The sequence below is a fragment of the Rothia sp. HMSC062F03 genome, assembly GCF_001836905.1.
Taxonomy (GTDB): Bacteria; Actinomycetota; Actinomycetes; order Actinomycetales; family Micrococcaceae; genus Rothia; species Rothia mucilaginosa_A.
The window spans coordinates 140,990-166,423 of record NZ_KV830892.1; the positions used below are offsets into that span (position 1 = coordinate 140,990).

The 25,434-nt window shown below is 64.6% G+C and carries 16 protein-coding genes and 3 tRNA genes; 1 reads left to right on the top strand and 18 read right to left on the bottom strand.

The features are described 5' to 3' along the window. Nucleotides 1–105: 105 nt before the first annotated feature. Nucleotides 106–2,838 (top strand): pyruvate dehydrogenase (acetyl-transferring), homodimeric type, encoded by a 2,733-nt coding sequence (aceE, locus tag HMPREF2674_RS07085; protein WP_070825271.1) that lies wholly within the window; start codon nucleotides 106–108, stop codon nucleotides 2,836–2,838. A gap of 176 nt (nucleotides 2,839–3,014) precedes the next feature. Here aceE and HMPREF2674_RS07090 read toward each other — a convergent pair whose 3' ends face one another. The 18 genes from HMPREF2674_RS07090 to HMPREF2674_RS07175 form a co-directional block, all read right to left on the bottom strand. Further along, on the bottom strand, nucleotides 3,015–7,394 hold the full coding sequence (locus HMPREF2674_RS07090) for a non-ribosomal peptide synthetase (RefSeq protein WP_210400127.1): 4,380 nt from the start codon (nucleotides 7,392–7,394) through the stop codon (nucleotides 3,015–3,017). A gap of 174 nt (nucleotides 7,395–7,568) precedes the next feature. Further along, entirely contained in the window at nucleotides 7,569–7,796 is a 228-nt protein-coding gene (locus HMPREF2674_RS07095; protein ID WP_049333182.1) for a phosphopantetheine-binding protein, read from the bottom strand. Between the two features lie 80 nt (nucleotides 7,797–7,876). After that, a complete protein-coding gene (locus HMPREF2674_RS07100; RefSeq protein WP_049343419.1) occupies nucleotides 7,877–9,577 on the bottom strand; it encodes a (2,3-dihydroxybenzoyl)adenylate synthase in 1,701 nt (566 codons plus the stop codon). An 88-nt stretch (nucleotides 9,578–9,665) separates the two neighbouring features. Next, nucleotides 9,666–11,063 (bottom strand): enterochelin esterase domain-containing protein, encoded by a 1,398-nt coding sequence (locus HMPREF2674_RS07105; RefSeq protein WP_070825272.1) that lies wholly within the window; start codon nucleotides 11,061–11,063, stop codon nucleotides 9,666–9,668. A 529-nt stretch (nucleotides 11,064–11,592) separates the two neighbouring features. Beyond that, nucleotides 11,593–12,396: an ABC transporter ATP-binding protein gene (locus HMPREF2674_RS07110; protein WP_070682546.1), complete on the bottom strand. Its 804-nt coding sequence runs from the start codon at nucleotides 12,394–12,396 to the stop codon at nucleotides 11,593–11,595. A gap of 44 nt (nucleotides 12,397–12,440) precedes the next feature. Continuing rightward, nucleotides 12,441–13,568, bottom strand: coding sequence for a FecCD family ABC transporter permease (locus HMPREF2674_RS07115; protein ID WP_070825273.1), 1,128 nt, complete (start codon nucleotides 13,566–13,568; stop codon nucleotides 12,441–12,443). After that, complete coding sequence (locus HMPREF2674_RS07120) at nucleotides 13,568–14,647, bottom strand: FecCD family ABC transporter permease (RefSeq protein ID WP_239662793.1); 1,080 nt, start codon at nucleotides 14,645–14,647, stop codon at nucleotides 13,568–13,570. Before HMPREF2674_RS07120 ends, HMPREF2674_RS07115 begins: the two co-directional genes overlap by 1 nt. A 124-nt stretch (nucleotides 14,648–14,771) precedes the next feature. Beyond that, nucleotides 14,772–15,686: a plasmid partitioning protein gene (locus tag HMPREF2674_RS07125; protein ID WP_070825274.1), complete on the bottom strand. Its 915-nt coding sequence runs from the start codon at nucleotides 15,684–15,686 to the stop codon at nucleotides 14,772–14,774. 152 nt (nucleotides 15,687–15,838) lie between these two features. Beyond that, nucleotides 15,839–17,248 carry a hypothetical protein gene (locus tag HMPREF2674_RS07130; RefSeq protein ID WP_070825275.1) on the bottom strand — a complete coding sequence of 470 codons (1,410 nt, stop codon included), beginning with the start codon at nucleotides 17,246–17,248 and terminating at the stop codon, nucleotides 15,839–15,841. A gap of 86 nt (nucleotides 17,249–17,334) precedes the next feature. Continuing rightward, the gene (locus HMPREF2674_RS07135) at nucleotides 17,335–18,414 is read right to left on the bottom strand and encodes an ABC transporter substrate-binding protein (protein ID WP_070825276.1); all 1,080 of its coding nucleotides are present in this window, start codon (nucleotides 18,412–18,414) and stop codon (nucleotides 17,335–17,337) included. 329 nt (nucleotides 18,415–18,743) lie between these two features. After that, nucleotides 18,744–19,445: a ribulose-phosphate 3-epimerase gene (gene rpe / locus HMPREF2674_RS07140; protein WP_070825277.1), complete on the bottom strand. Its 702-nt coding sequence runs from the start codon at nucleotides 19,443–19,445 to the stop codon at nucleotides 18,744–18,746. Nucleotides 19,446–19,609: 164 nt separating this feature from the next. Continuing rightward, nucleotides 19,610–21,589 carry an RsmB/NOP family class I SAM-dependent RNA methyltransferase gene (locus HMPREF2674_RS07145; RefSeq protein ID WP_070825278.1) on the bottom strand — a complete coding sequence of 660 codons (1,980 nt, stop codon included), beginning with the start codon at nucleotides 21,587–21,589 and terminating at the stop codon, nucleotides 19,610–19,612. Next, nucleotides 21,586–22,554 (bottom strand): methionyl-tRNA formyltransferase, encoded by a 969-nt coding sequence (gene fmt / locus HMPREF2674_RS07150; protein ID WP_070825279.1) that lies wholly within the window; start codon nucleotides 22,552–22,554, stop codon nucleotides 21,586–21,588. The genes HMPREF2674_RS07145 and fmt overlap by 4 nt, the downstream gene beginning before the upstream one ends. Before the next feature lie 6 nt (nucleotides 22,555–22,560). Continuing rightward, on the bottom strand, nucleotides 22,561–23,166 hold the full coding sequence (gene def, locus HMPREF2674_RS07155; protein ID WP_070825280.1) for a peptide deformylase: 606 nt from the start codon (nucleotides 23,164–23,166) through the stop codon (nucleotides 22,561–22,563). Nucleotides 23,167–23,422: 256 nt separating this feature from the next. After that, on the bottom strand, nucleotides 23,423–24,286 hold the full coding sequence (locus tag HMPREF2674_RS07160; protein WP_049333199.1) for a hypothetical protein: 864 nt from the start codon (nucleotides 24,284–24,286) through the stop codon (nucleotides 23,423–23,425). Between the two features lie 147 nt (nucleotides 24,287–24,433). Then, nucleotides 24,434–24,508: transfer RNA gene (locus tag HMPREF2674_RS07165), tRNA-Val, on the bottom strand. Between the two features lie 176 nt (nucleotides 24,509–24,684). Continuing rightward, nucleotides 24,685–24,757, bottom strand: a tRNA-Glu gene (locus tag HMPREF2674_RS07170). 22 nt (nucleotides 24,758–24,779) lie between these two features. After that, nucleotides 24,780–24,851: transfer RNA gene (locus tag HMPREF2674_RS07175), tRNA-Gln, on the bottom strand. Nucleotides 24,852–25,434: the final 583 nt, after the last annotated feature.

Sequence of the window (25,434 nt, forward strand, 5' to 3'; positions counted from 1 at the left end):
GCAGGCCTAACGGTCTGCCGCGCTTAAACATAGAGATGATTCAAACGACGCAGAATCGCGTCATGAACCATCTGAACAACCGCACAGAAGAGAGGTTGGATTAGTTTGGCTAACGTACCGAACGAGCACTCCCTGAGCACCCTTCTCGATGGCCTGAAGGACATCGACGTCGAAGAGACCCAGGAGTGGGCTGAATCCCTCGAAGACCTGATCAAGACCCACGGCACCGAGCGCGCAGAGTACATCCTCCGCGCACTGCTCAAGGAAGCTGGCGAGAAGGGTGTTAAGGTCCCGACTCTAGTCAAGACCGACTACATCAACACCATTCCCGTTGATCAGCAGCCCGAGTACCCCGGCGATGAGGAACTCGAGCGCCAGTACCGCGCATGGATCCGTTGGAACGCAGCAATCATGGTGCAGCGTGCCCAGAAGAAGGGCATCGGCGTGGGCGGTCACATCTCCACCTTCGCGGGTGTCGCTGACCTCTACGAAATGGGCCAGAACCACTTCTTCCGCGGCCGTAACCACCCCGGTGGCGGTGACCAGGTCTTCTTCCAGGGTCACTCCTCCCCCGGTGTCTACTCCCGCGCATTCGTTGAGGGCGTCCTGACCGAAGAGCAGATGGACGGCTTCCGCCAGGAGAAGACCAAGGGCGCAAACGGTATTCCTTCGTACCCGCACCCCCGTTGCATGCCCGAGTTCTGGCAGTTCCCGACCGTTTCCATGGGTCTGGGCCCCCTGAACGCTATCCACCAGGCATCCTTCAACAAGTACCTGCACAACCACAAGATTAAGGACACCTCCGAGCAGCACGTCTGGGCATTCCTGGGCGATGGCGAGATGGACGAGCCCGAGTCGCGTGGTGCACTGCAGCTGGCTGCAAACGAGCACCTGGACAACCTGACCTTCGTCGTCAACTGCAACCTGCAGCGTCTGGACGGCCCCGTTCGTGGTAACGGCAAGATCGTTCAGGAGCTCGAGGCATTCTTCCGCGGCGCAGGCTGGCACGTCATCAAGGTCCTGTGGGGCTCCGACTACGACGAGCTGCTCAAGAAGGACAAGAGCGGCAAGCTTATCCAGCTGATGAACGAGACTCTCGACGGTGACTACCAGACCTTCCGTGGCGAAGACGGTGGCTACATCCGCGAGCACTTCTTCGGCAAGTACCCCGAGACCAAGGAACTGGTTGCAGACCTGACCGACGAGCAGATCTTCAACCTGCGCCTGGGTGGCCACGACGACAAGAAGCTCTACGCAGCCTACAAGGAAGCTATGGAGACCAAGGGCAAGCCCACCGTCATCCTGGCACAGTCCATTAAGGGCGCGGAGCTCGGCCCCTACTTCGAGGCACGTAACTCCACCCACCAGATTAAGAAGTTCACCATGGAAGCACTGAAGGGCTTCCGTGACCACCTGAACATCCCCATCTCCGACGAGGAGCTGGAGAAGGATCTGTACAACCCGCCGTACTACCTGCCCGAGGCAAACCACCCGGCACTGCAGTACATGCAGGCACGCCGTAAGGAACTCGGCGGCTACGTCCCCGGTCGTCCGAACGTCCAGCCCGAGATTACCCTGCCCGATTCCAAGGTCTACGCACAGACCAAGAAGGGCTCCGGCAAGCAGACTGCTGCTACCACCATGGCATTCGTCCGCCTGATGAAGGACCTCATGCGTGTGAAGGGCTTCGGTCACCGTATCGCCCCCATCACCCCCGATGAGGCACGTACCTTCGGTATGGACTCCTTCTTCCCCTCGGCTAAGCTGTACAACCCCAACGGCCAGAACTACGTGCCCGTTGACCACCAGCTCATGCTCACCTACACCGAGTCCCCCGAGGGCCAGATTGTTCACGTGGGTATTAACGAGGCAGGCGCAACCGCTGCATTCATCGCTCTGGGTTCGTCCTACGACACCCACGGCGAGCCGATGATCCCGATTTACATCTTCTACTCGATGTTCGGTTTCCAGCGCACCGGCGACGGCTTCTGGGCTGCTGCCGACCAGATGTGCCGCGGCTTCGTCATCGGTGCAACCGCTGGTCGTACCACCCTGTCCGGTGAGGGTCTGCAGCACAACGACGGCCACTCCCCGATTCTGGCCTCCACCAACCCGGCGTTCAAGATCTACGACCCGGCTTACGGCTACGAGATTGCTCACATCGTGGAGCGCGGTATCGAGCAGATGTACGGTACCAAGGACGAAGACCACAACGTCATGTACTACCTGACCGTGTACAACGAGCCGATTCACCAGCCTGCTGAGCCGGCAAACGTTGACGTTGAGGGCATCATCAAGGGTATCCACAAGATCAGCGAGTCCCCGCTGACCTCCGGCCCCAAGGCACAGCTGCTGGCATCCGGCGTTGCTGTTCCGTGGGCTGAGAAGGCTCAGAAGCTGCTGGCTGAGGACTGGGGCGTCTCCGCAGACGTCTGGTCCGTCACCTCGTGGACCGAGCTGCGCCGCGACGGCATTGCCGCTGAGGAAGAGGCTCTGCTGAACCCGAACCAGCCCGCTCGCGTTCCTTACGTGACCCAGAAGCTGGCAGGCGCTGCTGGCCCGATCATCGCGACCACCGACTACACCTCGGATGTTCCCGACCAGATTCGCCAGTTCGTGCCGAACGACTTCGCAACCCTGGGTGCCGACGGCTTCGGCTTCGCAGACACCCGCCCGGGTGCACGTCGCTTCTTCCACATCGATGCAGAGTCGGTTGTTGTCCGCACCCTGCAGATGCTGGCAAAGCGCGGCGAGGTTGCAGCAGACGTTCCCGCGAAGGCATTCGCTAAGTACGACCTGCTGAACGTGAACGCTAACTCCGAGCTGGAGCAGCACTAAGCATTTGACTGTAGAACCCCGGTTCTGCGTTAGAAGCTAAACGAATGCCCCCGGTTGATGATTCATCAACCGGGGGCATTCGTGTTTTAACGCAACTGCATGTTTTAACCAAATTAGCCCGGAGGTAACGACTATTACCTCCGGGCTAATTCAGTTACTTGTGGGCGTTGGCGAGTTTAGCCGGCGAAGTGGCCGGTTACCTCCGCCAGACGCGCCGGATTCACCAGGTCAGGGTGCGTACCCTCCAGCAGCACCGCACGGAACGACGACGCATGCGCCGACCAACCCTCCGCATCCAGGTACGGCTGATCCTCATGCGGCACACCCACCAGCAACACGTCCCCGTCAAAGAACGCCTGCTCAGCACCACGCATCAACGCCGCCGAAGCACGCATACTACCCAGGCACACGCCCAGCTTCTCCTCCGGTAGGTAACCCATCGCCGAACCCGCCCGCTGCAAACGCTCCAACGTACCCGGCAAATCAAGCTGCTCACCGGCGGCAGGCTCCGGCAAACCGCCCATACGCAACAGCGCGCGGAAGCTCTCCTGCTCATCCGGCGCAGGCACACCCTGCCACTGCTCCGAAGGATACGCATCCAACAGGATGACGCGCTCAACCCGCGCACCCGCAGCCTGCGCCAAAGCCGCCACCTGCACCGCGGCAGTACCGCCCACAGACCAGCCCATCAACGCAAAACGACGCGGCAACGAACGCTCCGCCAGGGTCTTCTCAATCAGCTTCAGGTAGCCCTCAGCAAGCTCCTGCAGGCTCGACGCAAACCCAGCCTGCGGGTCAGAGAACGCCTCAGCTTGCAAAGCATACACACCCTGCTGAGCCGGAAGATGCGAAAGGTACCCCGCATAGCACCAGCCCAAACCACCCGCAGGCGGCAGGATAAACAGCGGCGCGGGGGCCTCGGTAGTATCGGGAACAACGGGCTGCTCACGCTGAGTCACAACGTGTTCGCGCTGAGTCAAAATGTGCTCACGCAGCGGCAGAACCGGCGCGAACTCCGCACCCTCGCCACGCTCACCCGCAATGGACGCCGCCAAAGCCTGCACCGTCGGATGCGCAAACAGCGCACCGATGCTCACGCTCAGACCCAGCTGCTCCTCCACCGCGGCAATCACCTCAAGAGCCGCCAGCGAATGACCGCCCGAGGCGAAGAAGTCCTCATCCACGCCGAAACGCTCACGACCCAGCACACCGGCAATAATCGAGCACAGCTGCTGCTCCAGCAGACCGTGCGGGCCCTCAGCATCAGAAGTCTGCGGGGTCAGGTTCAGGGACGCCAACAGCTTGCGATCCGCCTTACCGGAGGGGCTCACCGGCAGAGCAGGCAGGGTATGCCACAGGGTCGGCACCATGTAGTCCGGCAGAACCTGCGCGCAATGCTCACGCGCCGCCTCCACCAGCTGCTCAGCACGCTCAGCGGGCACGTCGCCGACCTCCAGCACCGCTGCCAGGGCAGGCTCACGCAGGCCGCGGTACAGCAGAGCCACCGAAGCGCTCACACCCTCAACCGCGGCAAGAGCCATCTCAATATCGCCCAGCTCCAGGCGCTGACCGCGCACCTTAATCTGATAATCCGTGCGGCCGCGGTAGCCAATGACGGCGCGGCCATCGGGAAGAATCTCCCAGCACGCCAAATCGCCCGTACGGTACAGGCGCTGACTCTCACCGTTCAGCAGTGCGAGCGCACCGGCAGGAGCCTGCTCCACGAAAGCCGCGGCGGTCGCCTGCGGGTTGTTCTTGTAGCCGCGCGCCAGCTGCACACCCGACAGGTGCAGTTCGCCCGTCACACCCACCGGCACGGGGTGGCCGGTCGGGTCAAGAATCAGGGTGCCGGTGTTCCAGACCGGCTCGCCAATGGGCACGCTCTCGCGCTGCGGGTCGTTGGACGTCTCCCAGAAGGTTACGTCCACCGCTGCCTCGGTCGGGCCGTACAGGTTCAGCGGGTACACGCCCAGGACCTCGCCCGCGGCCTGCACCTGGTCCTTCTGCAGCGCCTCACCCGAGCAGACCACGTAGCGCAGGGGCTGCTCTCGATCCTGACCGAAGCCGGCATCAGCCAGGATGCGGCGCGCCGCCGGTGAAGAGGTCAGGGCCGACAGCATGGTCGGCACAAAGTGCACCGCCGTGACGGACTGCTCGGCAAACACGCGCGCCAGGTAGGCGGGGTCGCGGTGACCCTCCGGGGCGGCAATGACCACGGCGGCCCCCTCGGCGAGCGGCCAGTACAGCTCCCACACGTGCACGTCAAAGGAGATGGGGGTCTTGTGCAGAACGCGGTCACCCTCCCCCACCGGAATCTGGTGCTGCTGCCAGCGCAGGCGGTTGTCAATCGAGCGGTGGCTGATGGCAACGCCCTTCGGCCTGCCCGTGGAGCCGGAGGTGAAGAGCACGTAAGCGTCCTCGTCCAGGCCGGTTTTCGTGCCCGGAAGCTCCTCGGCGGCGGGTGCTGAGGAGTGTTCCCCGTTGGGTTCCTCGTCGCTCAGTAGGGGCAGAGTATGCTGCGGCAGGTTTGCGTGACGCTGCGGTTCCTGCGGGTTCAGCTCCTGCGCGCTCAGCGGCTGCAGACCGGGGCCGTGCAGCAGCAGGGAGCACTCGGCGTCCTCCATCATCACCCCCACACGCTCGGCGGGCAGATCCGGAAGCACCGGAACATAGGTGGCGCCAGCGTACAGCAGGGCGTACAGCGCCACATACTGCTCGGCGCCGCGGTGCACGCGCAGACCCACCGCATCCCCTGGGCGAACGCCCCAGTCCAGCAGCTGCGCGGCAAGCGCACGGGCGCGCTCGTCCAGTTCGGCGTAGGTGAGGGCGCGGTCAAAAGCGTAGGCGCGCTCCGACTCGGGGGTGAGCACCTCACCGGGCGCGGGGGCGGAATCCAGCACCGCGAGCGCCTGCGGATGCGCCGCCACCGCTTCACGGAAGCGACCCAGCAGGGTCTTGTACTCCATCGGGTGCTCGGTAAGCGCCGGGGCGGTCAGCTCGCGCAGGGTCGCCAGTTCAGCCTCGGTCGCCAAACCAAGGTTGTTCAGGGAAGCGTCCTCGCGCTGCGCCTCCGCGGCGTAGGCGGGCAGCCACTCGCTCAGGCGCGCTGCATGACGTTCCAGCTCCTCAGCGGTGTAGAGCGCCGGGTTCATGTCAATCTCGCAGGAGATGCTGTTGCCGCGGCCGGGCATGCCGCGCAGGGTGAAGGTCGCGTCAGCAACGGGACCGGCAGAGATATTGTGGATGCGCGCAGTCGGCACCGCGGATCCGGACTCGCCCTTGGAGGGGGCCGCCAGCGGCAGCACCGCGTCGAAGGGCACCACGTTAATCTGCGCACCAAAAAGCCTGGACTGGGCGTTACGTGCGGTACGCTCGAGGTCTTCCTGACGAGCCAGCGGGTGCTCCGCGTTGCGGGCGTACTGTTCCTTCACCGAGTGCAGGGACTCCGCGATGGGGCCGGTCGCCGCAACCTGCACCGGCAGCACGTTCACCGCGGTACAACCGGTCTGCGCGCTCGCCGTACCCAGGGCGCGGGTCGTCTCCGGCAGGGTGCGGGCGAACATGCGGTTCATCTGCGGCACGCCGAACGAAGCCTGTGGGTAGCCGCCCACACGCGCCAGGTACGAGCCGACGGCGGCAGTCGCCAGCACGGGCCAGGAGACGGCGTGCTGCTTTGCCGCATCCAGCAGGGCCTGCTGTGTGGGCACGTCAATGCTGAACGCCAGGCGCACAGACTGCGCCGACGGGGAGGCGGTACGACCCGCCAGGGAGGTGTCTTCCTGCTCCAGGGCGCCGCTCGCCTCCCAGAAGGCGACGTCTTCGTCACGGGCGGTGGAGGCGGCATCGTCGGCGTCGAGCAGCTGCTGCAGGCTCATGCGGCGGGTTGCCGGAACCGGCTGACCAGCGGACAGGGCGCGGTATATCGCCGCCACGCGGGAGAGGCCGTTGAACGCGGCGAATCCGTCGGCAACCACGTGGGAGAAGGAATGGTACACCCAGAGGAACCCGCCGTAACACGCCACTGCGCTGCGCACGGTCACGCCCTCATCGGTGGCGAGAGGCTGGGCGAGCAGGCGCTGTGCCCAGGCGCGTACCGGCGCGGGCAAATCAGAGTCAGGCAGGGCTGATTCGGGCAGCTCAGAGGCGTTCTCCTCCCCCGCCTCGGCGGTGCCGCTCAGCTCGCCCTCCTCCAGCTCTCCCTCGTCCACGAGCAGGTCAATGCCCGCGAGGAACACCTCAAGCGGCAGAATCTGTTGGGAGGCGGCGCCGTCGGCAATGCGGGTGCGCACGCGGAAGCCCTCGTTCTCGCGGTAGAGCTGTTCAAAAGCCCCACGCAGCAGAGCGAGGTCGGTGTCTGCGGGGCATTGCAGAACCTCTGCCGTGTTGTAGCAGGGGTTCGTCGGGTCAATCGCGGCGGCAAAGTAGATGCCGCGTGCGTTGGCGGTCAGCGGCAGCCAGGGGCTGTCAGCGCTGCGCTGTGCGGAGGGGTTCGCGGCGGTGCGAAGGTCGGAAGCAGTCTCGGAGCTAGCGGGTGCGGTAGTATCAGCTACGCCCATGGTGGCCTCTCAGGTCTGAATCAAGGTCTGGATTAGGGATGATGTGCGTGTGGGGGCTACTCCCCCGCGATTCTCAGCTGAAATCAGCCGAAACGGTGAAAGTAGAACACCGAAAGAACACCCCGGGCACCCGCCTGCAATACCGGCAGGCAGGCACCCGGGGTGCGGTAAGGCTTAGCCCAGGCGGGAGGCGAGGAACTCCACGGTCGGGTTCTCCACCAGCTCGGTGAACTCGATGACGGCACCCTCGGCAGCCAGGTCATCGAGCAGGGCGAAGGAACCCATCGAATCCAGGCCCAGCGAGAACAGCTCGGTGGTCGGGTCGTCGAACGCTGCCTGCAGGGAATCGGGCTCAACAATGTACTTCGCCAGGATGGGGCGCAGGGTCTCGGTTGCGGACATTTTTCTCCTCTTTGGGGTCGGTCGGGATCGGTCAAAATCCCTCAAAGAAACGGGGCGTAGCCGGCTTAGCCGAAAAGTGCCTAGCCGAAAATTTCGGCCAGTTTGGCGCGCAGCTCGCGGCGAGAAATCTTACCCACGTTCGTGGTGGGCAGCTCCTGCAGAACCTGCACGCGCTCGGGAATCTTGAAGTCGGCGAGCTTCTTCGAGGTGAAGAACTCGTGCATCGTGCGGCGCGGGTTGTCGCCCAGGTCGGCGCCTTCCTTCGGCACAATGACCAGGCCCACGCGCTCGCCCACGGTTTCGTCCGGGATGCCCAGAACCACGGCGTCAAAAACGTCGGGGTGGGTCAGCGCCAGCTCTTCGATTTCGTCCACGGCAATCTTCTCACCGTTGCGGTTAATCTGGTCCTTCGCGCGGCCGGTCACCTCAAGGTACTTGCCGGCGACCAGGCGCACAATATCACCGGTGCGGTAGAAGCCGTCCTCGGTGAAGCCGTAGCGGTTCGCGTTCTCCTCCAGGTAGTAGCCGCGAATCGTGTACGGGCCGCGGGTCAGCAGGTGGCCGCTCTCGCCGCGCTTGACCGGCTGGTCCTGATCATCAACAATCAGGATTTCGTCGTCGGGGCTAATCGGGTAACCCTGGGTCCGCAGGCGCAGCTCAATCATGTCGGTGGAACGGGTGTAGTTCACCAGGCCCTCAGCCATGCCGAACACCTGCTGAACGGTGCAGCCGAGCACGGACTCAATCTTGCCCGCAACCGCCGGTGCCAGCTTCGAGCCGCCCACCTGCAGGGTCTGCAGGGAGGGCAGGGACACGCCGCGCTTCTCCGCGGAGGCGACCCACGCCTGAGCCAGCGGCGGCACCAGCGCGGAGGTGGTCACACCCTCCATCTCAATGAGGTGGAACGCGGTCTGCGGGGACGGATCCGCCGCAAACACCAGCTTGCCGGAGGCGCACATGACGCCCAGAATACCGGGCGAGCTCATCGTGAAGTTGTGCGCGGCGGGCAGCACCACGAGCATGGTCGTGTTGTTGTTCAGCTTGCAGATATCCACCGAGCCGCGCACCGAGTACAGGTAGGCGGCGTGGGTGCGGGGAATCAGCTTCGAAATGCCGGTCGTACCGCCGGAGAGCTGCAGAAACGCCACCTGCTCGCTCGCGAGGGTCTTCTCGGTGTTCTGGATGACGCCGGGCACGAACTCTTCAGCGAGCTCCTCTTCGGTCAGCGGGGTCAGCGGCTCGGCAACGTCAATAGCAACCGGCGGCTCCAGGGAGTTCTTGCGCAGCTCGGCGGCAACGTCCTCGTGCAGTGCAATGAAATCCGTGCCGGGGGTCAGCGAAGAGAACACGTGCGCCGCCGCATCGGTGCGGGTCGCGAAGTGCACGAGCTCGGTGGTGCGGTGCTGCGGCAGGCAGAACACCGGCAGCGCCGCCGCCCAGAAAATACCCAGCAGGTACACCAGGTACTCGGCGGTGTTACCCAGCTGCAGCAGCACGCGGTCACCCGGCTGCACGCCCGCCTTCACGAGGCGCGCCGCAGCGGCACGGCCTGCCGCCTCCAGCTCACCGTAGGAGAGGCGAATCTGCTGGGGCTTACCGTTCTCATCAAGCTGCGCGTGCGAGAGCGCCACCAACGCCGGGAAGTGCGGCTTAGCGCGGCAAGCATCGAGCAGGAACTCGGGGATAGTCTGGTCAATCCAGTAGCCGGCCTCGCGGTACTTCGCGGCAAAAGACTCGGGGATGAGCGGCGTGGGGGCCAGGGGGCTACGTTCTACGGTCATCTTCTCTCGATTTCTGTGTTTCGGTCTTCAGGGTGTTCTCTACGGTGAGCACGATGCGGGACGAGGCTGTCTTTACGAGGGTGCAACCCTACGCGGCTTGTCGCAGGTCTTCCTCGCTGCGTTCAATATTCCGCTGATGAGCATCAATGATACGTTCCAGGGCCGGCACAATGGCACCGCGCCAGCACGCATAATCGTGACCGCCGTTGAAGGTCGTGCAATGCGCGTTCTCCAAGCCCAGCTTTTCCAGGCGCGCCTTCAACTCACGGTGAGGCGGTACCAGAATCCACTCCTGCTCCCCCACCTCAATCTCAAGGTACAGGTGGCGCAGACGGTCAATCTCACCCGCCGCCTCCAGCTCGTCCAGGCGGTCCATGACCTGCGGCTGCCACAGCGACGAGGACTGCGCAATCGCGCCGCCAAACGCCTCCGGGCGGCTCAGAACCGCCAACAGGGAGGACAGGCCACCCAGCGACTGACCATTAATCACAATGTTCTGCGGGTCGGTCTTAATACCGTGCACCGCCTCCAGGTGCGGGAACGCAACATCCACCAGGTAGTCGGCAATCGGGTTGTCGCCGTTCAGCTCCTTCCAACGGTTCTCACGGCCGCCAGAGTGCAGGAAGAACACGTGCATCGCCGGAATACGACCGGCCTCGTGGGCACGGTTGAGGGTCTGCTCCATGCCCTGGCTGAACCACATCTCACCATCAAATTGGATGAACAGCGGCGCGTCCGGGGCGGGGTCGCCCACGCGGCCCAGAACGTAGCGGTGACCGTCAGAGGTCTGCATCCACTCGGGGGCGGGCAGCGCGTCAATCTCTTCCTGAGTCAGGATGAACTCCTGCACCGGCGCGTGCTCAAGCTGCACCACACCCATGCAACGACCGACGCGATTGCACACGGTCTCGGGGTTCAGCGGGTCGCCCTCACCGGAATCCAGGGCGGCGCGCAAGCGCACCTGGTCGTCGTCGCCCAGCCAGGCGGGACGCTCCCCCGGCAGCGCGGGCAGGAAGTTGTAGGAGGCACGCCATGTGGTTTCCATCTGCATGCTCAGCTGCCACCAGCCGGTTCCCTCGATGCGGCTCATGAGGGAACGGTCGAGGTTCTTCTCGTCGGTCAGGCGGTTGATGAACATCAGCACCTGCTCAGCCTGCTCGTTGAGGTACAGGAAGGTGACGATGCGCTCGTTCTCACTGATGCTGCCGTCTTCACGGTACACCGGCTCGATAATGGGGGTGCCCTCGGAGACGACCTCGACGATGCGGGCGTTCAGCTCCTCACAGCTGACCGCCTCGGCAATCAGGGCGGTAATGAGGGGGCTATCCACGCGCGGCGCAGGTACGGGGCGCGGGGTCTTGGGAGGGGTCGGACGAACCTGCTGTGCGGAGGCCTTCTCGGCGGCCTTCTCGGCGGCCTGCGGGGTGGCGGTCAGCGTGGTGTCCGCCGGGGCGGTGTCAGTCTGCGTGGTGGTTGCGCTCTCCATGGTGCTTTCGGATTCGGGGTCGTGCGGTCCCTGTCCATGCCTCCTCATCGGTGATATTGCGCGTGAGCAACGTAGCGTGATGTAGTACTCCTTTAGCGGTGAGGAGGAACATCAATATTGGTTAGCCTCCCCTACCTCACTCTATGGTATCCCTAACCCAAACCTGAGCGAAATAGCGAACAAAAATATGACGTCATCTGAGAGAGAAAAACGCCCCGAAAGAGCCGCGGGGGCAATCGCATAGGGCACAGAAACAAATAAGGCACCGAGACCGTGCATCAAACGCAACAATGTACGCCTCATGCGGCAGTCTCGGTGCCTTACTCAGGGGATTCCCATGAGAGATGGAACCTACCCAGTGCTCGGGTCCGTTCATGCGTCAAAGACGGGCGAGCACCGGGTAGGCGCCCTACGCGCGGGGGATCCTGGGTCCCTCAGATCCTCTCGCTAGCTGCAGAGCGCAATGCCCGGCTTTTCCTCCCGTATAGATACGGGTGGCGCCAACTCCCACGCGGCTTAGGGGCGAAAACTATTCGCTTTCGCGGGCCGCCGAAATAGCGTCGGCGGCGATATGGATGTCCTGGTGTTCCTTCGGAATCACCAAAGGAGTTCCAGTACACGGATCAGGAATAATGATCGATTGAAGATCAAAAACTTCCTGAATTAGTTCCGGTGTAATTATTGCACGAGGATCACCCTGAGCGATAATCCGTCCCTGCTTCATTAACACAACATGAGTAGCATACCTGAAAGCGAGGTTCAGGTCATGCAACACCACGGCAACAGTTCGACCCTCGGCGTGCAATTTCTTGGTCAGGTTCAGCACTTCAATCTGGTGCGTGATGTCCAGGTAGGTCGTCGGCTCATCGAGCAGAATCAGCGGGGTCTGCTGCGCGAGGGTCATGGCGATCCACACGCGCTGACGCTGACCGCCCGAGAGCGCCTCAATCGGACGCTCCGCAAGTTCCAGGACGTTCGCGGCCTTCATCGCCTCCACGCAGGCCTGCTCATCCTCCTCGGACCAGGAACGCAGCAGCGATTGGTGCGGGTAACGTCCGCGCGCCACCACATCCGCCACGGTCACGCCGCTGGGCGCCTCCGGGGTCTGCGGGAGCATCGCCAGAATCTTGGCGATGGCCCGGGACTTCATCTGCGGCAGCGGCGTGCCGTCCAGGCGCACCTCGCCTTCCTTCAGCGGATTCACGCGGGCCAGAGCTTTCAGGGTCGTCGATTTACCGCAGGCATTCGGGCCCAGGATAACGGTCAGCTCACCCTCGGGAACCTGAAAGTCCACCCCGTTGAGCACCGTGTGCTCGCCGTAGGCCACCACCATCTGCTCGCCCTCAAGGCGGCTGGTCACGCTAGTCTTCGTGCTCACTAGCTCCTCGTCCTTTCACGATAAATCAGATAAATCAGGTAGAGACCGCCAATAGCGCCGGTCACCACACCCACCTGAATGATGCGGCCCGGAATAGCGAATCGACCGATGAGGTCGGAACCGAGCACCATGAGCGCACCCATGAGCGCCGAGGAGGTGAAACCCACCCCGCCGATGCGTCCCAGGCTCTTCGCGATGTGCGGCGCGGCCAGGGCCACGAAGGCGATGGGTCCGGTCGTCGCGGTCGCCAATGAGACCAAAAGCACACCGATGAAGAGGGCTGCGACGCGGTAGGAGTTCACGCTCACACCCAGGCCGGAGGCCACCTGATCACCAAAACGAATGGCTCCCAGCGGGCGAACCAGCATCAGCAGCAACGGAGTCACGACCAGCAACAGGCCCAGCAGCGAGTACGTGCGCTCCCAGGTCATATCGTTCAGCGAGCCGGCCAGCCACGAGGCCGCCGTCTGCGCCTGCGTCAGGGAGGCGCGCACGACCAGCAGCGCATTGAAGGCCGCCAGGGTCGAACCCACGCCGATACCCACCAGCACCAGGCGGAAACCGTGCAGACCCGTATTGCGCGTCATCAGCCACACCAGAATCGAGGTCGCCAGGCCGCCAATCACCGCGCCCAGCGCAACCTCCACGGGCCCGGAGTTGAACACAATAATCTGCAGCAGGGCACCGGTCGCGGCGCCGTTCGTGAAACCGATAATATCCGGCGAGCCCAGGGCGTTACCCGAAATCACCTGGAAGATCGAACCGGAAAGGCCCAGCGCGGCACCCACCAGAAGGGCCGCCACGATGCGCGCCGCACGCTGCTGGGCAAAGGTCACCGCGATCGGCTTGCCTTCGCCCAGAAGCGCCGGGATGACCTTCTCGGGGGCGAGCTTGTAGTCACCCTGCAACATGCCCCAGAAGGCCAGCGAAGCGATAGCCGCCACCAGGATTACGTTCAGGATGACCACGCGCCACGGAATCTGCGCGCTGAGCGGCCCGCGCACGGTCAGAACGGGACGACCGCCCAGGTCGCGACCGCGGCGAGGATACCCCGCCCCGGCTGCCGCCGAAACAGCACCCGAGGAAACAGTCGACGCGGAGCGCGCCGAAACAGAACTATTCGACATCAGAGCGCCTCCACCTTGCGACGGGTCATCAGGAACAGGAAGACCGGAGCACCAGCCAGGGTCGCCACGATGCCCGCCTGCGTCTCCTGCGGGGCCACCAGCACGCGCGCCAGAATATCCGCGCCCAGCAGCCACACCGGCCCCAGCAGGGCCGAGCCGTAGTTCACCCAGCGCACATCGTTACCGAGCAGGGCGCGCACCACGAACGGCACCGCCAAACCCACAAAGCTGATGGGGCCCACCGCGGCCGTCGCGGCACCGGCCAGCACCGTCACCGACAGCAGGGTCAGGTTCTGCGTGGTACGCACGCTCACGCCCAGGCTCGTGGCCGCCTCCTCGCCCATACCCAGGGCGTTAATGGCCGGGGCCACCACAAAGGCGATCAGCACGCCCACCGCAATCACGGGGCCAACGGTCGAGACGATATCCATGCCGCGGCCCTCCAGAGAACCGGAAACCCACAGGCGGAACTCGTTGTACGCATCCTGATTGGCCAGCAGCAAACCCTGCGCGAGCGCCGACAGCGCGGCAGAAATCGCCACACCCGCCAACGCCAGCTTCACGATCGACCCGTCACGGCCGCGGCCCAGGGTATACACCAGCATCGCGGCCAGCGCGCCACCAATCGTCGCGGCAATCATGTACTGCCAAATGCCCATCACGCCAAACGCCACCACGGAGCCAATGACGGCCACCGAGGCGCCGGCGTTCACGCCCATCAGGCCGGGCTCGGCCAGCGGGTTGCGGGTCAGGGATTGCATAAGCGAACCCGCAATCGCCAGGGCCGCGCCCACGATAATTCCCACCAGGGTACGCGGAACGCGTTGCTCCATGACGATGGTCCGGGCCTCCTCCGAGGCATTCCCGGTCAACACACCTACCACCTGATCCGGCGGCAAATTATTCGACCCGAATAGCAACGAGGCAACCACAGCGACCACCAGCAGGAGCGCCAGCAGGGCCAGCCAGGCCAGGCGGCGGCCCAGCTTTCGGCCCTGCACCACGGAATCCTTCACGCGGGCCGGGGACGTCGTCATCTCGTGCGGAGCGGGCCTGGGCGATGCACTCTTAACGGTCACATTGCTCCTATAGACATGCTCGATGAGGACAAAAACAGGGGACGCAGGCACGGTGCGTGCCGACGCGAGAAAACGCCGAGGGCGGGAGGGGCACTCCCCCACCCGCCTCCGACGTTCAGAGATATTAGCGCTTACGAATCACCAATACGGCTGCGGCGGCGACCAGGCTCAGACCCAGAACGATCACGCCGACCCACGGGAATGCGGCGCCGTAGGTCACGGTCTGCACGGTCTTCTCGGCGTTATTCACGCTCGAAGCCGATGCGGATGCCGAGGCCGAAGGCACCGAGGCGCTGCCGCGTGCGGGGGCGCTCGAGGAGGCCGAAGCGCTTGCGGTGGCCTTCACGGTTTCCTTCGGCTCAGCCGATGCGGAAGCAGACTCGGACGAACCGGCCTCCGCGTTCAGGCGGTCGTACTCCTCCTTGGAGATGACGTTGCCCTCGGCATCGGTGTACACGGTCTCGACCTCGCCGTTCGACTCATCGCCCTGCGAGCTCGAGGAGTCCTCGGAGCCAGTGCGGCGCGAGGAAGACTTCGAGGAGTTCGACGAATCGGAGCCGCCCTCGGAGGTCACGGTGAACTCGGGGCTACGGTTGCTGTACGCCTCGGTACCCAGGTACTTGCCGTCCTTATCGTGTTTCTCACCCGTAGCCAGGAATCGCAGGGTGTGAGTGCCGGTGCCAACATCCGGCAGCACGAAGGAGCCGGAGACGTTACCGTTGCCATCGCTCATCTGCTGGTGCACCACGCAGGCACCCTGCGCGGCATCGGAGGGGCACAGGTTGCCGTCGTCAACCTTCACCGACACCTGGGTGTTCGCGGGGAAACCGCTCAGAGTAAAGGAAATCACGCCGTGCTCGGTCACAGAGGAGGAGACGGTCGAGGAGGTACCGGGGGTGGAAGCCTTCGCGCCGCCCGGGGGCAGGGCGGAGGCGCTACCCATTCCCAGGCCCAGGGCCAGGGAGGCCGCGGCGCAGGCGGTCAGGGCTTTGCGGGTGAAGGGTGCCTTCGAGGAGGCAGCCGAAAAAGGTGCACGCATGGTGGTCCTTTCACATTTTTCCGGGGCGGCCGACGGTCCCGTTGCCGGGCGCCCCGTTGGTTCTGGTCCGGCTCCGCCGCGCTCATTCTCGAAAAAGGCGGCGGAGGTCGGGTGAGCCCTATCGGGAGCGGTCCCGGGCTCTTGGGGGGGGGTTATTTGTTCGTGCGTCGGCTGGTCAGCGCCAGGGCCAGAATCACCAGGCCGGCCGCGGAGAGCAGCAGATTATTCGCGTTGTTGACGAACCACTTGGTTGCGCCGGTCAGCTCGGTGCCCTCAACGGTCGGCCCCTGAGCGGTCAGGGCCGTGGGGCTGGCTGAGGCGCTGGTGGTCGAACGCGGCGAGGCGGAAGGCGAGCTGGTAGCCTTGGCGGTCGCCTTAGCCTCGGGCTTCGCGGCGGTGCTTTGGGGAGCTTTTTCCTTCGCTTTGGCCTGCACGCGGTTCACGACGGTCTCGGCGGGGGTGACCACCGTGGCGAGCGTCGGCTCTGCCTCGTAGGATCCCATGTCGTCATCGGATGCGTCCTCGCGGGGTGCCGCGGCACGCTCGACGGTCATGTCGGCAAAGCCGAGCACGGCATTCTCGGCGCCCTGGTTACCGTTGTGCACGACCACGCGATAGGTTGCCGATGGCATGGTCTCGCTGGTTTCGTAGCTGAAGCTGCGGTTATCGTCCAGGCGCTTCCAGCCGGAGGCGTACAGCGCCTGCGGGGAATCCCCCAGGTAGGTTGCGGCGTACACCCAGGTGCCCGGTTCCGCGCCCGGAACGGTCACGGTCACGGTGGAGCCATCGCGGCGCACCTGCACGCCCTTGCCGTCGGTCAGCGCGGTCGCGTGAATCGCTTCGGGTGCCTCGGTGGGCTTGTACTCGGGGGCGGTGTCGCTGAGCTTAATCTTCTGTCGAATAGACACACTACGGTCGTAGTTATTATCCTGCTCATCCGCTCCGCCCAGGGAGCCCGAGAGGACCTGCACGTTGTGCTCGGAATTTTCGGTAGCCCAGCCTGCCTTAGCCAGTTCTTCAGCACTCAGACCGGTGTTTTCGGTGGTGGGCAGGGGAACCTCAACCTCGAAGGTGCCGTCTTCATTAGCGATTGCCATGAAGTTCGCGGGCGAGTTTCCGCCCTTCTTGGTCAGGGGGTTAATGGCCTGGTGAGCCTCATCGGGGCGGGCGTCCAGGAACTTGACCGCAAATACGGCACCGCGGCCGGGGGCATTACTCACGAAGCCTTCACCGCGCACCACAAGCTTGCCTTCGCGCCACTTTTCGGTGGAGATGGTCACGGTCGCCTTCACGGGGTTCGCGGGCTTGGAGTCGGTGGACTTCGGTGACGCGGAGGTGGGGCTCGGCGCAACAGACTGGGTGGGGTCCGCGGTCTTGCTGGGCTCGGCACTGGGGGTGGCCGAGGGGCTGGCCGCCGGATCCGAGGCGATTCCAATCGGCAGTTTGGAATCCGCGAATGCGGTCGGTGCCGTCAGGGCCGCACCGGGAGCCACGAGCGCGCCGGCAAGCGCAACGACAGCGCCGTACCGTGCGGCGGCACGGGCGGGGCGGTGATCGGTCATGGTGGTTGTTCCTTGCGAGGTGGTGAGTCGTGCAAGCTTCCCGCAGCGACCGGGCCGCTACGGGAAGCCAGAGGGGGGGTGAGGGCTTAGAGGGGCAGGGCCTTCTTGACGTCCTCGATAATGCCGTTGAGCAGCAGCGGGCCGCCGGTGGAGGTCCACTTGGAGCCGTCCACGAGAATCACGTGGTCGTCCTTGACTGCCTTCAGGTTGGTGAAGCCGGAGGTTTCCTTCGCCTTATTCAGTGCTTCTTCGGCGCCCTGCAGACCTGCGGTACCCTGTGCGTTCGGGTTCTTCTGGCTTGCGCCGCCGAGGGTGCCGAGGAACATGTAGTCCGCGTCGATGGTTGCCAGGTTCTCCAGAGAGACCGGTTCGGAGTGGCCCTGGCCGTTGCGGTCCTGCGCCTCGGGGCGCTTGAGGCCCAGGTCGTTGAGTACCTGGCCGGCGGGCAGTTCCTTGAGGATCAGGGCGGGGCCGTTGCCCGCCCAGCGGACGATGGAGAAGGTCTTGTCGCCGTACTTGGGGGCCAGCTGCTCCTTCAGAGCCGCTGCGCTTGCCTCGTAGGCCTTGATGACCTCTTCACCCTTGTCGACCATGTTCATCGCGTTCGCAACGTTGCGGAAGTTGATGCGCCAGTCGCCGCCGGCGTAGCCGCAGTAGACCACGGGGGCGATCTTCTTGAGGGTTTCGAAGGCTTCGGAGCGCTTGTCCACGCCGGTGGAGTCGACCAGAATCAGGTCGGGGTCGAGGTTGCCGATCTGTTCGTAGTTCACCTGGGCAACGGTGCCGATAATCTGAACGTCCTTGGCGCGGTCGGCAAGGTAGTTGGGTACGCCGGACTGGCCGCGACCGGAGACGGAACCGGTGGGAGTCACACCCAGGGCCAGCAGGCCGTCGAGGGTCGGCTCGGAGAGCACGATGACCTTCTTGGGGTTGGCGGGGACCTCAACCTTTTCGTCATCGACGTCCTGGATGGTGCGGGTGCCACCGGAGTTCGAGTCGCCCGATGCGGAGCCGCCGGAGGTGGTGGTCGTGGTGGTCTCACTGCTGCAGGCCGCGAGGGCGAGGGCAGCGGAGGATGCGAGGGCCAGGCCAAAGAAGGCGCGGCGGTTAACGCCCGATGCGCCCTGGTTCTCGGGGTCGGTCAGCTCGGAACGGTTGAAAGACATAGTTCTCCCTAGATATCACTAAACTATACCTAACCTTACAGATATCTGAGTGTCACTTCAAGATATTCAGAGTCTCGCATACATTCCCGACGTAACGACCCGCCCTACCGTGGATTTTCAAGGTTTTTACTTTTCATATATTTGTCATAATTTTGCTGACAGAGTGTCAAAATAATCGAGCGCGCAGACGTACCTCTCCCCCGCCCCTTTACAACGCGCAAACGCCCCGCCGCGGGGTTCGCGACGGGGCGCAGTCTTCACAACGGGGCGTTGATGTTTATAGATGCGGGGGTGTCATCGATGCGGGGCGCCGTTACCGGCGAGGGCCGTTAGTGGCCGCAACCGCATCCGGTCTTGGAACGCTGCACCGAGGCGGCCGCCGCGCGCAGGGAGGCGATGGCCGCCTCCGGACCGCCCAGCGCCTCGTCCACGCTGTACACCGAGCTACCGGCCACGAAGCAGGTCGCACCCGCCTCGGCCGCACGCAGAATGGTCTCCTCGGTGATGCCGCCGTCCACCTGCACGGTCACCGGCAGGTTCGCACCCTCAATCGCCTTGGCGGCGCGGGCAATCTTCGGCAGGGTCACGTCCAGGAACGCCTGGCCGCCGAAGCCGGGCTCCACGGTCATAATCAGCAGCATGTCCAGCTCGCTGAGCATGTCCAGGTAGGGTTCCACGGCGGTCGCGGGGCGCAGCGCCATGCCGGCCTTCGCGCCCTCGGCACGCAGGGTGCGCGCCAGCTTGATGGGGGCAATCGCGGCCTCCGCGTGGAAGGTCACCGACTCGCAGCCCATGCTGGCGTACTGGGGCGCCCAGCGGTCGGCGTCCTCAATCATCAGGTGCACGTCGAACGGCACCGGCGATACCTCGCGCAGACGCTTGACCACCGGCGGACCCCAGGTGAGGTTCGGCACGAAGTGGTTGTCCATCACGTCAATATGCGCGGCGTCGGCGGTAGAGATGCGTTCGAGCTCGCGCTGCAGGTTCGCGAAATCCGCCGAGAGAATCGACGGGTTAATGGCAATGCCCATTGTGTTGTCCTTACGTTGCACTCCCCCGCGCTCGGCCCGCGCTCCGGGGAATGGAGCATGGGCCGGGCGGGGCGAGTGACGGTCTAATTTTGCGCGGGTTCGGGTCTGCAATTCCGGATCTGCGGGATTGAAACGCCCAGGTTTACGCCCGAGGCTTCCGGAGCCTAGTTCTTGCGCAGCAGGGCCAGGAACATGGCGTCGGTCCCGTGCACGTGCGGCCACAGCTGAGCGGTGGTCGCCGAGGCGTTCACGACCGGGGCACCCTTCTTGACCTTGATTTCGGGGGTGTGGCCGGGGTCCTTCTCCCCCGCCAGCACGCTCACGGGTTCGCCGTTCGCGCCTTCGGTGTGCAGGGCGACTTCGCGCAGTGCGGCGGCGGAGTCGAGCAGGCTCACCGCGCCGCTTTCGAGCACCTCGGCAACAATGTTCTGGGTTTCTGCCGCGTGCGGGGAGCAGGTCACGTAGGCGATAACGCCGCCGGGGCGGGTCGCCTCAATCGCTGCGTCCAGGAGCTGACGTTGCAGGGGCAGCAGCTCGGCAATATCGCGCGGGGACTTGCGCCAGCGTGCCTCGGGGCGGCGGCGCAGGGCGCCCAGGCCGGAGCAGGGCACATCCACCATCACGCGGTCGAAGAGCTGACCGGGCTCATTGGATCCGGGCAGGTCGGAGGCGTTCTTGCGCAGGGTCGAGGTGATTTCGCGTCCGTCGCCGGTGAGTACCGTGTAGCTGTCCTCGGGCAGGGGGCGCATGGAGGATTCCACGAGCTGCGCGCGGTGCGGTGCCGCCTCGTTGGCAATCAGGGATGCGCCGCGCTGCACGCCGAGGGCGGCCAGCAGCGCCGCCTTGCCACCGGGGCCGGCGCACAGGTCGAGCCAGGCGGTGTCGGGGCCGTCCAGGGGGGCTGCGGCCAGCGCGCGAGCCACCAGCTGGGAGCCGGCATCCTGGGCGCGGACGGTGCCTTCACGTACGGATTCCAGGCGTGCCAAGTCGCCGGAGGCGTACAGCGCCGAGTCCTCGACCAGCTCGCCGTCGACGGCGCCCTGTTCGCGTGCCTCGTCGAGGCTACCCAGGCCGGGCAGCGCAACCAGGTTCACCACGGGGGCGAGGTTGTCCGCTTCAAGCAGCTGCTCAATTTCGGAGACGGGGCGGCCGTGCGCGACGAGTGCCTGGCGCATGGAACGCACAATCCAGGCGGGGTGCGAGGCGAGCAGCGCCATGCGCTCGGTGTCGTCCTTAGCCTCCTCGATGATGAGCTCGTACCACTCTTCGGGGGTTCGCTCGGAGACGCGGCGGAGCACCGCGTTGATGAAGCTTGCCGGGCCCGACCCGATCTTTTCGCGGGCCAGGGACACGCTCTGGTTCAGCGCCGCGTGGGCGGGAACGCGCATGTTCAGCAGCTGGTGCACGCCCATGCGCAGCACGATGAGGGTGGTGGTGCCGACCTTCTCGAGGGGGCGGTCCACGCAGTGGCGCAGGATCGCGTCGTAGGTGCCCTGGTGGCGTAGCGTGCCGTAGGTCAGTTCGGTTGCGAAGCCCGCGTCGCGGTGGTCGAGGCGGTGGCTACGAATCGCCTTGGGCAGCACGAGGTTCGCGTAGGCGTCGGATTCCGCCACGGAGCGCAGCACCTCGAAGACGGTGGCGCGTGCGGTGTCTGCGGTGCGCGAGCGTGCCGAGGGTGCCGCCGCCGAGAACTCGCGGGCGGACATGGAGCGGCGGTTGCGTTCGTGGCCGCTCTTATTGCGCTGGGAGGTGCCGCCGCCACCGCGTTTGGTGTCCTCGTGTTCGGTCTTGGCTCGGCGTTCGGCACGCTCCACACTGGTCAGGCCGTCAAAGCGGCGACCGGTGCGGGATTCTGCGCGGTTCTCATGACGATTTTCGCCGCGCGGCTCGAAGCGCTTCTTGTCGCCGCGGGAGTTGTTATCCCACTTCTGCTGGCGGTTCTGCTCACCTGCACCCGAGCCATTACCCGAGCCGGAGCGGCGGCGGCGCTTACGCTTCGCGCCGCCCTGGCCGTTGCCCTGGTCGCCAGCCTGGTTGAAGCCGCCGCGGCCGAACTTGTCCGGGCCGAACTTGCCGTTGCCGGGCTTACCGGAGTGACCGGGCTTGCCGTGTCCTCCCTTGTAGGGGCGCTTTTCGTTGCTCATGCGAGTACCACCAGGCCTTCCGCCATGTCCTTGCCAGCGCCGCGAGCCCAGGCGGGCGCATCCATCATTTTCTTACCGGCAGGCTGAACCTGCAGCAGCATCAGGGGTTCGGTACCGGTGCCGACCAGCACCTTCTTCGCGTGCAGGCGCACCGCACCGGGGGCCAGGGGGCCGCCGTTTGCCTCGGTCAGGGAGGCCACCAGGCGCTTGTCGGCAACCGCCAGGCCACCGATCTTGAAGCGGTTTTCGCCCAGTTCGCACCATGCACCGGGTTCGGGGGTCACGCCGCGGAAGCGTGCCAGAATCTGCTCGGCGGGTTCGGTCCAGGTGAGGCGGCCGTCGGCAATGCTCATCTTGGAGGCGTAGCTGACCGACTCGTCCTCGACCTGCGCGGTGCCGTGCTCGCCGGCTTCGAGACGCTCAAAGGTGCGTTCAAGCAGCGCGCCGCCGCTGGTGGCCAGGCGCATCAGCACGCTGCCGGCGGTGTCGTCGGCGGCCACGAGGGTGGATTCCTGTTCGAAGGTGGGGCCGGTGTCCAGGCCCTCCTCGAGCAGGAAGGTGGTGGAGAAAATTTCCTGCTCACCGGCTATGAGGGCGCGCTGCACGGGGGCGGCGCCGCGCCAGGCGGGCAGCTTAGAGAAGTGCAGGTTCACCCAGCCGTAGCGCAGGGATTCGAGCGCGGACAGGGGCAGCAGCGCACCGTAGGCAACCACGGCGGCTGCGTCGGCGTTCAGCTCTGCGATGGCTGCGGCGGCTTCGTCGTTCCAGCGGTTTGCCTTCACGATGGGCAGGCCGAGCTCCTCGGCACGCTGCGCGACCGGGGAGGGGGTGAGCACGCGCTTGCGGCCCACGGGGGCGTCCTCGCGGGTGAGCACGCCGACCACGCGCACCTTATCGGAGTTCGCGAGGTAGTCGAGCGGGGGCACGGCAACGTCGGGGGTGCCTGCGTAAATGATGTTGAGCATGTGAGCCTACTTTCCGAAGCTACCGAAGGAGGAACCAGCAGAACCGGCGCCAAACGAGCCGCCGCCGCCGAAGGCGCCGCCCACGCGGGTTGCACGCTCGGTCACGGTCTTCGCGGCGACCGAGCTGTAGTCGGCGGCGCGCAAGGCACGCATCACGCGTCGACGGTCCTCGCCGACCAGGCGGTCGATGAAGAGCTTGCCGTGCAGGTGGTCGGTCTCGTGCTGCAGCATGCGGGCGAACAGGCCTTCGCCCTCCAGCACGAGGGGTTCGCCGTGGCGGTCCACGCCGGTCACGCGCGCCCAGTTCTTGCGCGGGGTCGCGGACTTCTGGCCGGGCACGGACAGGCAGCCTTCGCCGCCTTCCTGGTCTTCTTCGCCGACTTCGAGCACGGGGTTGATGATGTAGCCCTCACGGTCGTCAATGCCACCGAAGGTGAAAATCTGCTTGGAGATGCCGATCTGCGGTCCGGCGAGCCCCACGCCGCCCACGTCGTACATGGTTTCCAGCATGTCGTCGATGAGTCGCGCCAGGTCGTCGTCGAAGACGGTGATGGGTTCGCAGACGCTGCGCAGCACCGGGTCGCCCACGGTGCGGATGCTCAGGATGGTCATAGTTCTCCTCTGCCGGCGCCGGGCCGGTCTAATGTGCTAACGGATATTCGGTGGGGTGCCGCGGGGTGCGGCTCTCCCCCATTGTCCCCGAATCGGGGTGGGTAAATCTAGAGGGTGTCGGGCCGAGGTCTCCGGGTTGAGTCTCCGGGTTGAGTCCCCGGGAGGAGTCTCCGAGCCGGACCCCCGGGCCGGTCGTCGCCGCGGGAGCTGAGCGGAGCGGCCGGGGGTTCGTTCCGGTCGGCCCTGCCTCGTGATGCTACGCGGCGGAGCGTCGCTCGGTGGGCGGCGGCACCACGGGCATGAGCGCGGGATCCTCGAATTCCTGCACCTGACGGTCGAATTCCCAGACGCGGCGCAGGGCGCAGAACTTGTACCAGTTGCGTTCGAGGATGGCGGGGTTCGCCTGCTGTGGCAGAACCTGCGTCTCACCGAGGGCCACGCCCATGAGCACGGGCGCGTCCCCGTACTTCCAGGGTTCCCAGGTGCCGGCGTCGGGGTCGACGAGGGATTCTTCGGCTTTGAGGCCGGCGACGAGCTGCATGACGACCTTCTCGTCGAGCGCTTTGACGCGGCCGCGCTTGTCGGTGCCCTTGGTTTTGTAGTCGATGATGCAGGTGCGGCCCGCAATTTCTGCAACGAGGTCGAGGGTGCCAGCGTAGCCGACGGTGTCGTTCCAGATGGTGATTTCGGCGGCGAGGGGGCGGGGGTTGAAGGCTTCCCACCACTCGTCGAAGCGGTCGGCGTAGGCTTGCTCGCCGTTAGCGATGAGCAGCTCGCGGCATCCGGCGACGTCGTGGTCACGTCCCATGGCGCGCAGGGCGACGTTTTCGGCGTAGTTGTGCACACGGTCGCCTCGGGCGGCGGCTGCGTCGCGGTATCGTTCGGAGGCGTTGGCGGCGTCGCGGATAATGGCGAACTTGAGGCCGTGGGATCCGGAGGCGCGGTAGGCGCGCTGGTCTTCGAGTGCGGCCTTGGCGGCCATGTATCCGTGCCAGCCGCTCAGGTCGGTGGCGTGCTGGCCGATGACGGTGGTAATGGAGGGCACGAGCAGTTCTCCCCCGCGCTTGCGGGAGTACATTCGTCCGTAGTCGGTGGAGGTTGCGAGTTCGGGTGATGTCACGGGGGTACCTCGTTCGTGGTGGGGCCGTGTCGGGGTTGGCGTTCCCTCGGCGGGGCGACCGAGCGGTCTGCGGGGGTTCGGAGCCTTTGTGGAGGGGGTGCCGGGGTGGACACAATAAAACCCCCGTTCCTTGAAACGGGGGTTCTTTGGTGCGTGATACTGGGTTCGAACCAGTGACCTCTTCGGTGTGAACGAAGCGCGCTACCACTGCGCCAATCACGCTTACGGATAAGACTATACCGACGGTTTGAGGGGAGGTCAAATTGAGGAACCAACTTTTTTGAAAAACTTTGCCGCCCTCTCCCATCGGAACGGCACCGCAGAGCCAGAGAGTTCTAACGAATAAAGACATAAACAAAAAAGCCTGGCTTCCGAAGAAACCAGGCTTTTTCCTAGTGTGACCCCAACCGGATTTGAACCGGTGTTGCCGCCGTGAGAGGGCGGAGTACTAGGCCGCTATACGATGGGGCCGCAACCTCCAGATGGAGGTTAGCTGGGATACCAGGACTCGAACCTAGAACAAAGGAACCAGAAACCTTCGTGTTGCCAATTACACCATATCCCATTACTCTATTGAGTTACCGTTCCGCCTTTCGCCTTTCGGCTCATCACCGGAACGAGTAATAACTATACGGGGCTTTCGGGAAGCACGCAAGCCGAAATGCGGTAACCTGCCTCACACTCTCGCCCCGGTATCCGCTACTTCCGCAGAATTCCGGGGTTTTTGGGGTCAAAAAATTCTTTAAAAAACCTCAAAGAGAGGGCTCTGGAGCCGATTTTAGCCCCTCAAAGCAGTCGAAGGAGGGTCCAGAACGCAGTTTCCACCCCTCCCCCGCACGATTTGCCCACCAAAATTTTTGAGGTTTTTTTGAATCCCAGCCACTACCTAGAAATCAACTCAAGGTATCCGATTCGGAAAACACCTCGGACAAGCTAGAGGGTTAGTGCGAGATTGACCAGCACAGAATTACCGCATCCCACGCCCCCGCTTCAACGCCTCGCCATTCTCCAGGGATTTCACTTCCACCCGCACCCACCCCTCGCAGATTTATTCACTAAGACACAAAACTTTTGGAGACAACGAAAAAGCCCCGAGGCGAACCTCGGGGCTTTCAGTGGAGCGGTTGACGAGACTTGAACTCGCGACA

What these genes read in the sequence shown, in the direction of transcription:
- rpe (WP_070825277.1), bottom strand. Translation starts at nt 19,445, where the DNA reads ATGGGCATTGCCATTAACCCGTCGATTCTCTCGGCGGATTTCGCGAAC.
- HMPREF2674_RS07135 (WP_070825276.1), bottom strand. Translation starts at nt 18,414, where the DNA reads ATGTCTTTCAACCGTTCCGAGCTGACCGACCCCGAGAACCAGGGCGCA.
- fmt (WP_070825279.1), bottom strand. Translation starts at nt 22,554, where the DNA reads ATGCTCAACATCATTTACGCAGGCACCCCCGACGTTGCCGTGCCCCCG.
- HMPREF2674_RS07090 (WP_210400127.1), bottom strand. Translation starts at nt 7,394, where the DNA reads ATGGGCGTAGCTGATACTACCGCACCCGCTAGCTCCGAGACTGCTTCC.
- HMPREF2674_RS07130 (WP_070825275.1), bottom strand. Translation starts at nt 17,248, where the DNA reads ATGACCGATCACCGCCCCGCCCGTGCCGCCGCACGGTACGGCGCTGTC.
- HMPREF2674_RS07100 (WP_049343419.1), bottom strand. Translation starts at nt 9,577, where the DNA reads ATGACCGTAGAACGTAGCCCCCTGGCCCCCACGCCGCTCATCCCCGAG.
- HMPREF2674_RS07115 (WP_070825273.1), bottom strand. Translation starts at nt 13,568, where the DNA reads ATGTCGAATAGTTCTGTTTCGGCGCGCTCCGCGTCGACTGTTTCCTCG.
- HMPREF2674_RS07110 (WP_070682546.1), bottom strand. Translation starts at nt 12,396, where the DNA reads ATGGTGGTGGCCTACGGCGAGCACACGGTGCTCAACGGGGTGGACTTT.
- HMPREF2674_RS07105 (WP_070825272.1), bottom strand. Translation starts at nt 11,063, where the DNA reads ATGGAGAGCGCAACCACCACGCAGACTGACACCGCCCCGGCGGACACC.
- HMPREF2674_RS07125 (WP_070825274.1), bottom strand. Translation starts at nt 15,686, where the DNA reads ATGCGTGCACCTTTTTCGGCTGCCTCCTCGAAGGCACCCTTCACCCGC.
- HMPREF2674_RS07095 (WP_049333182.1), bottom strand. Translation starts at nt 7,796, where the DNA reads ATGTCCGCAACCGAGACCCTGCGCCCCATCCTGGCGAAGTACATTGTT.
- def (WP_070825280.1), bottom strand. Translation starts at nt 23,166, where the DNA reads ATGACCATCCTGAGCATCCGCACCGTGGGCGACCCGGTGCTGCGCAGC.
- HMPREF2674_RS07145 (WP_070825278.1), bottom strand. Translation starts at nt 21,589, where the DNA reads ATGAGCAACGAAAAGCGCCCCTACAAGGGAGGACACGGCAAGCCCGGT.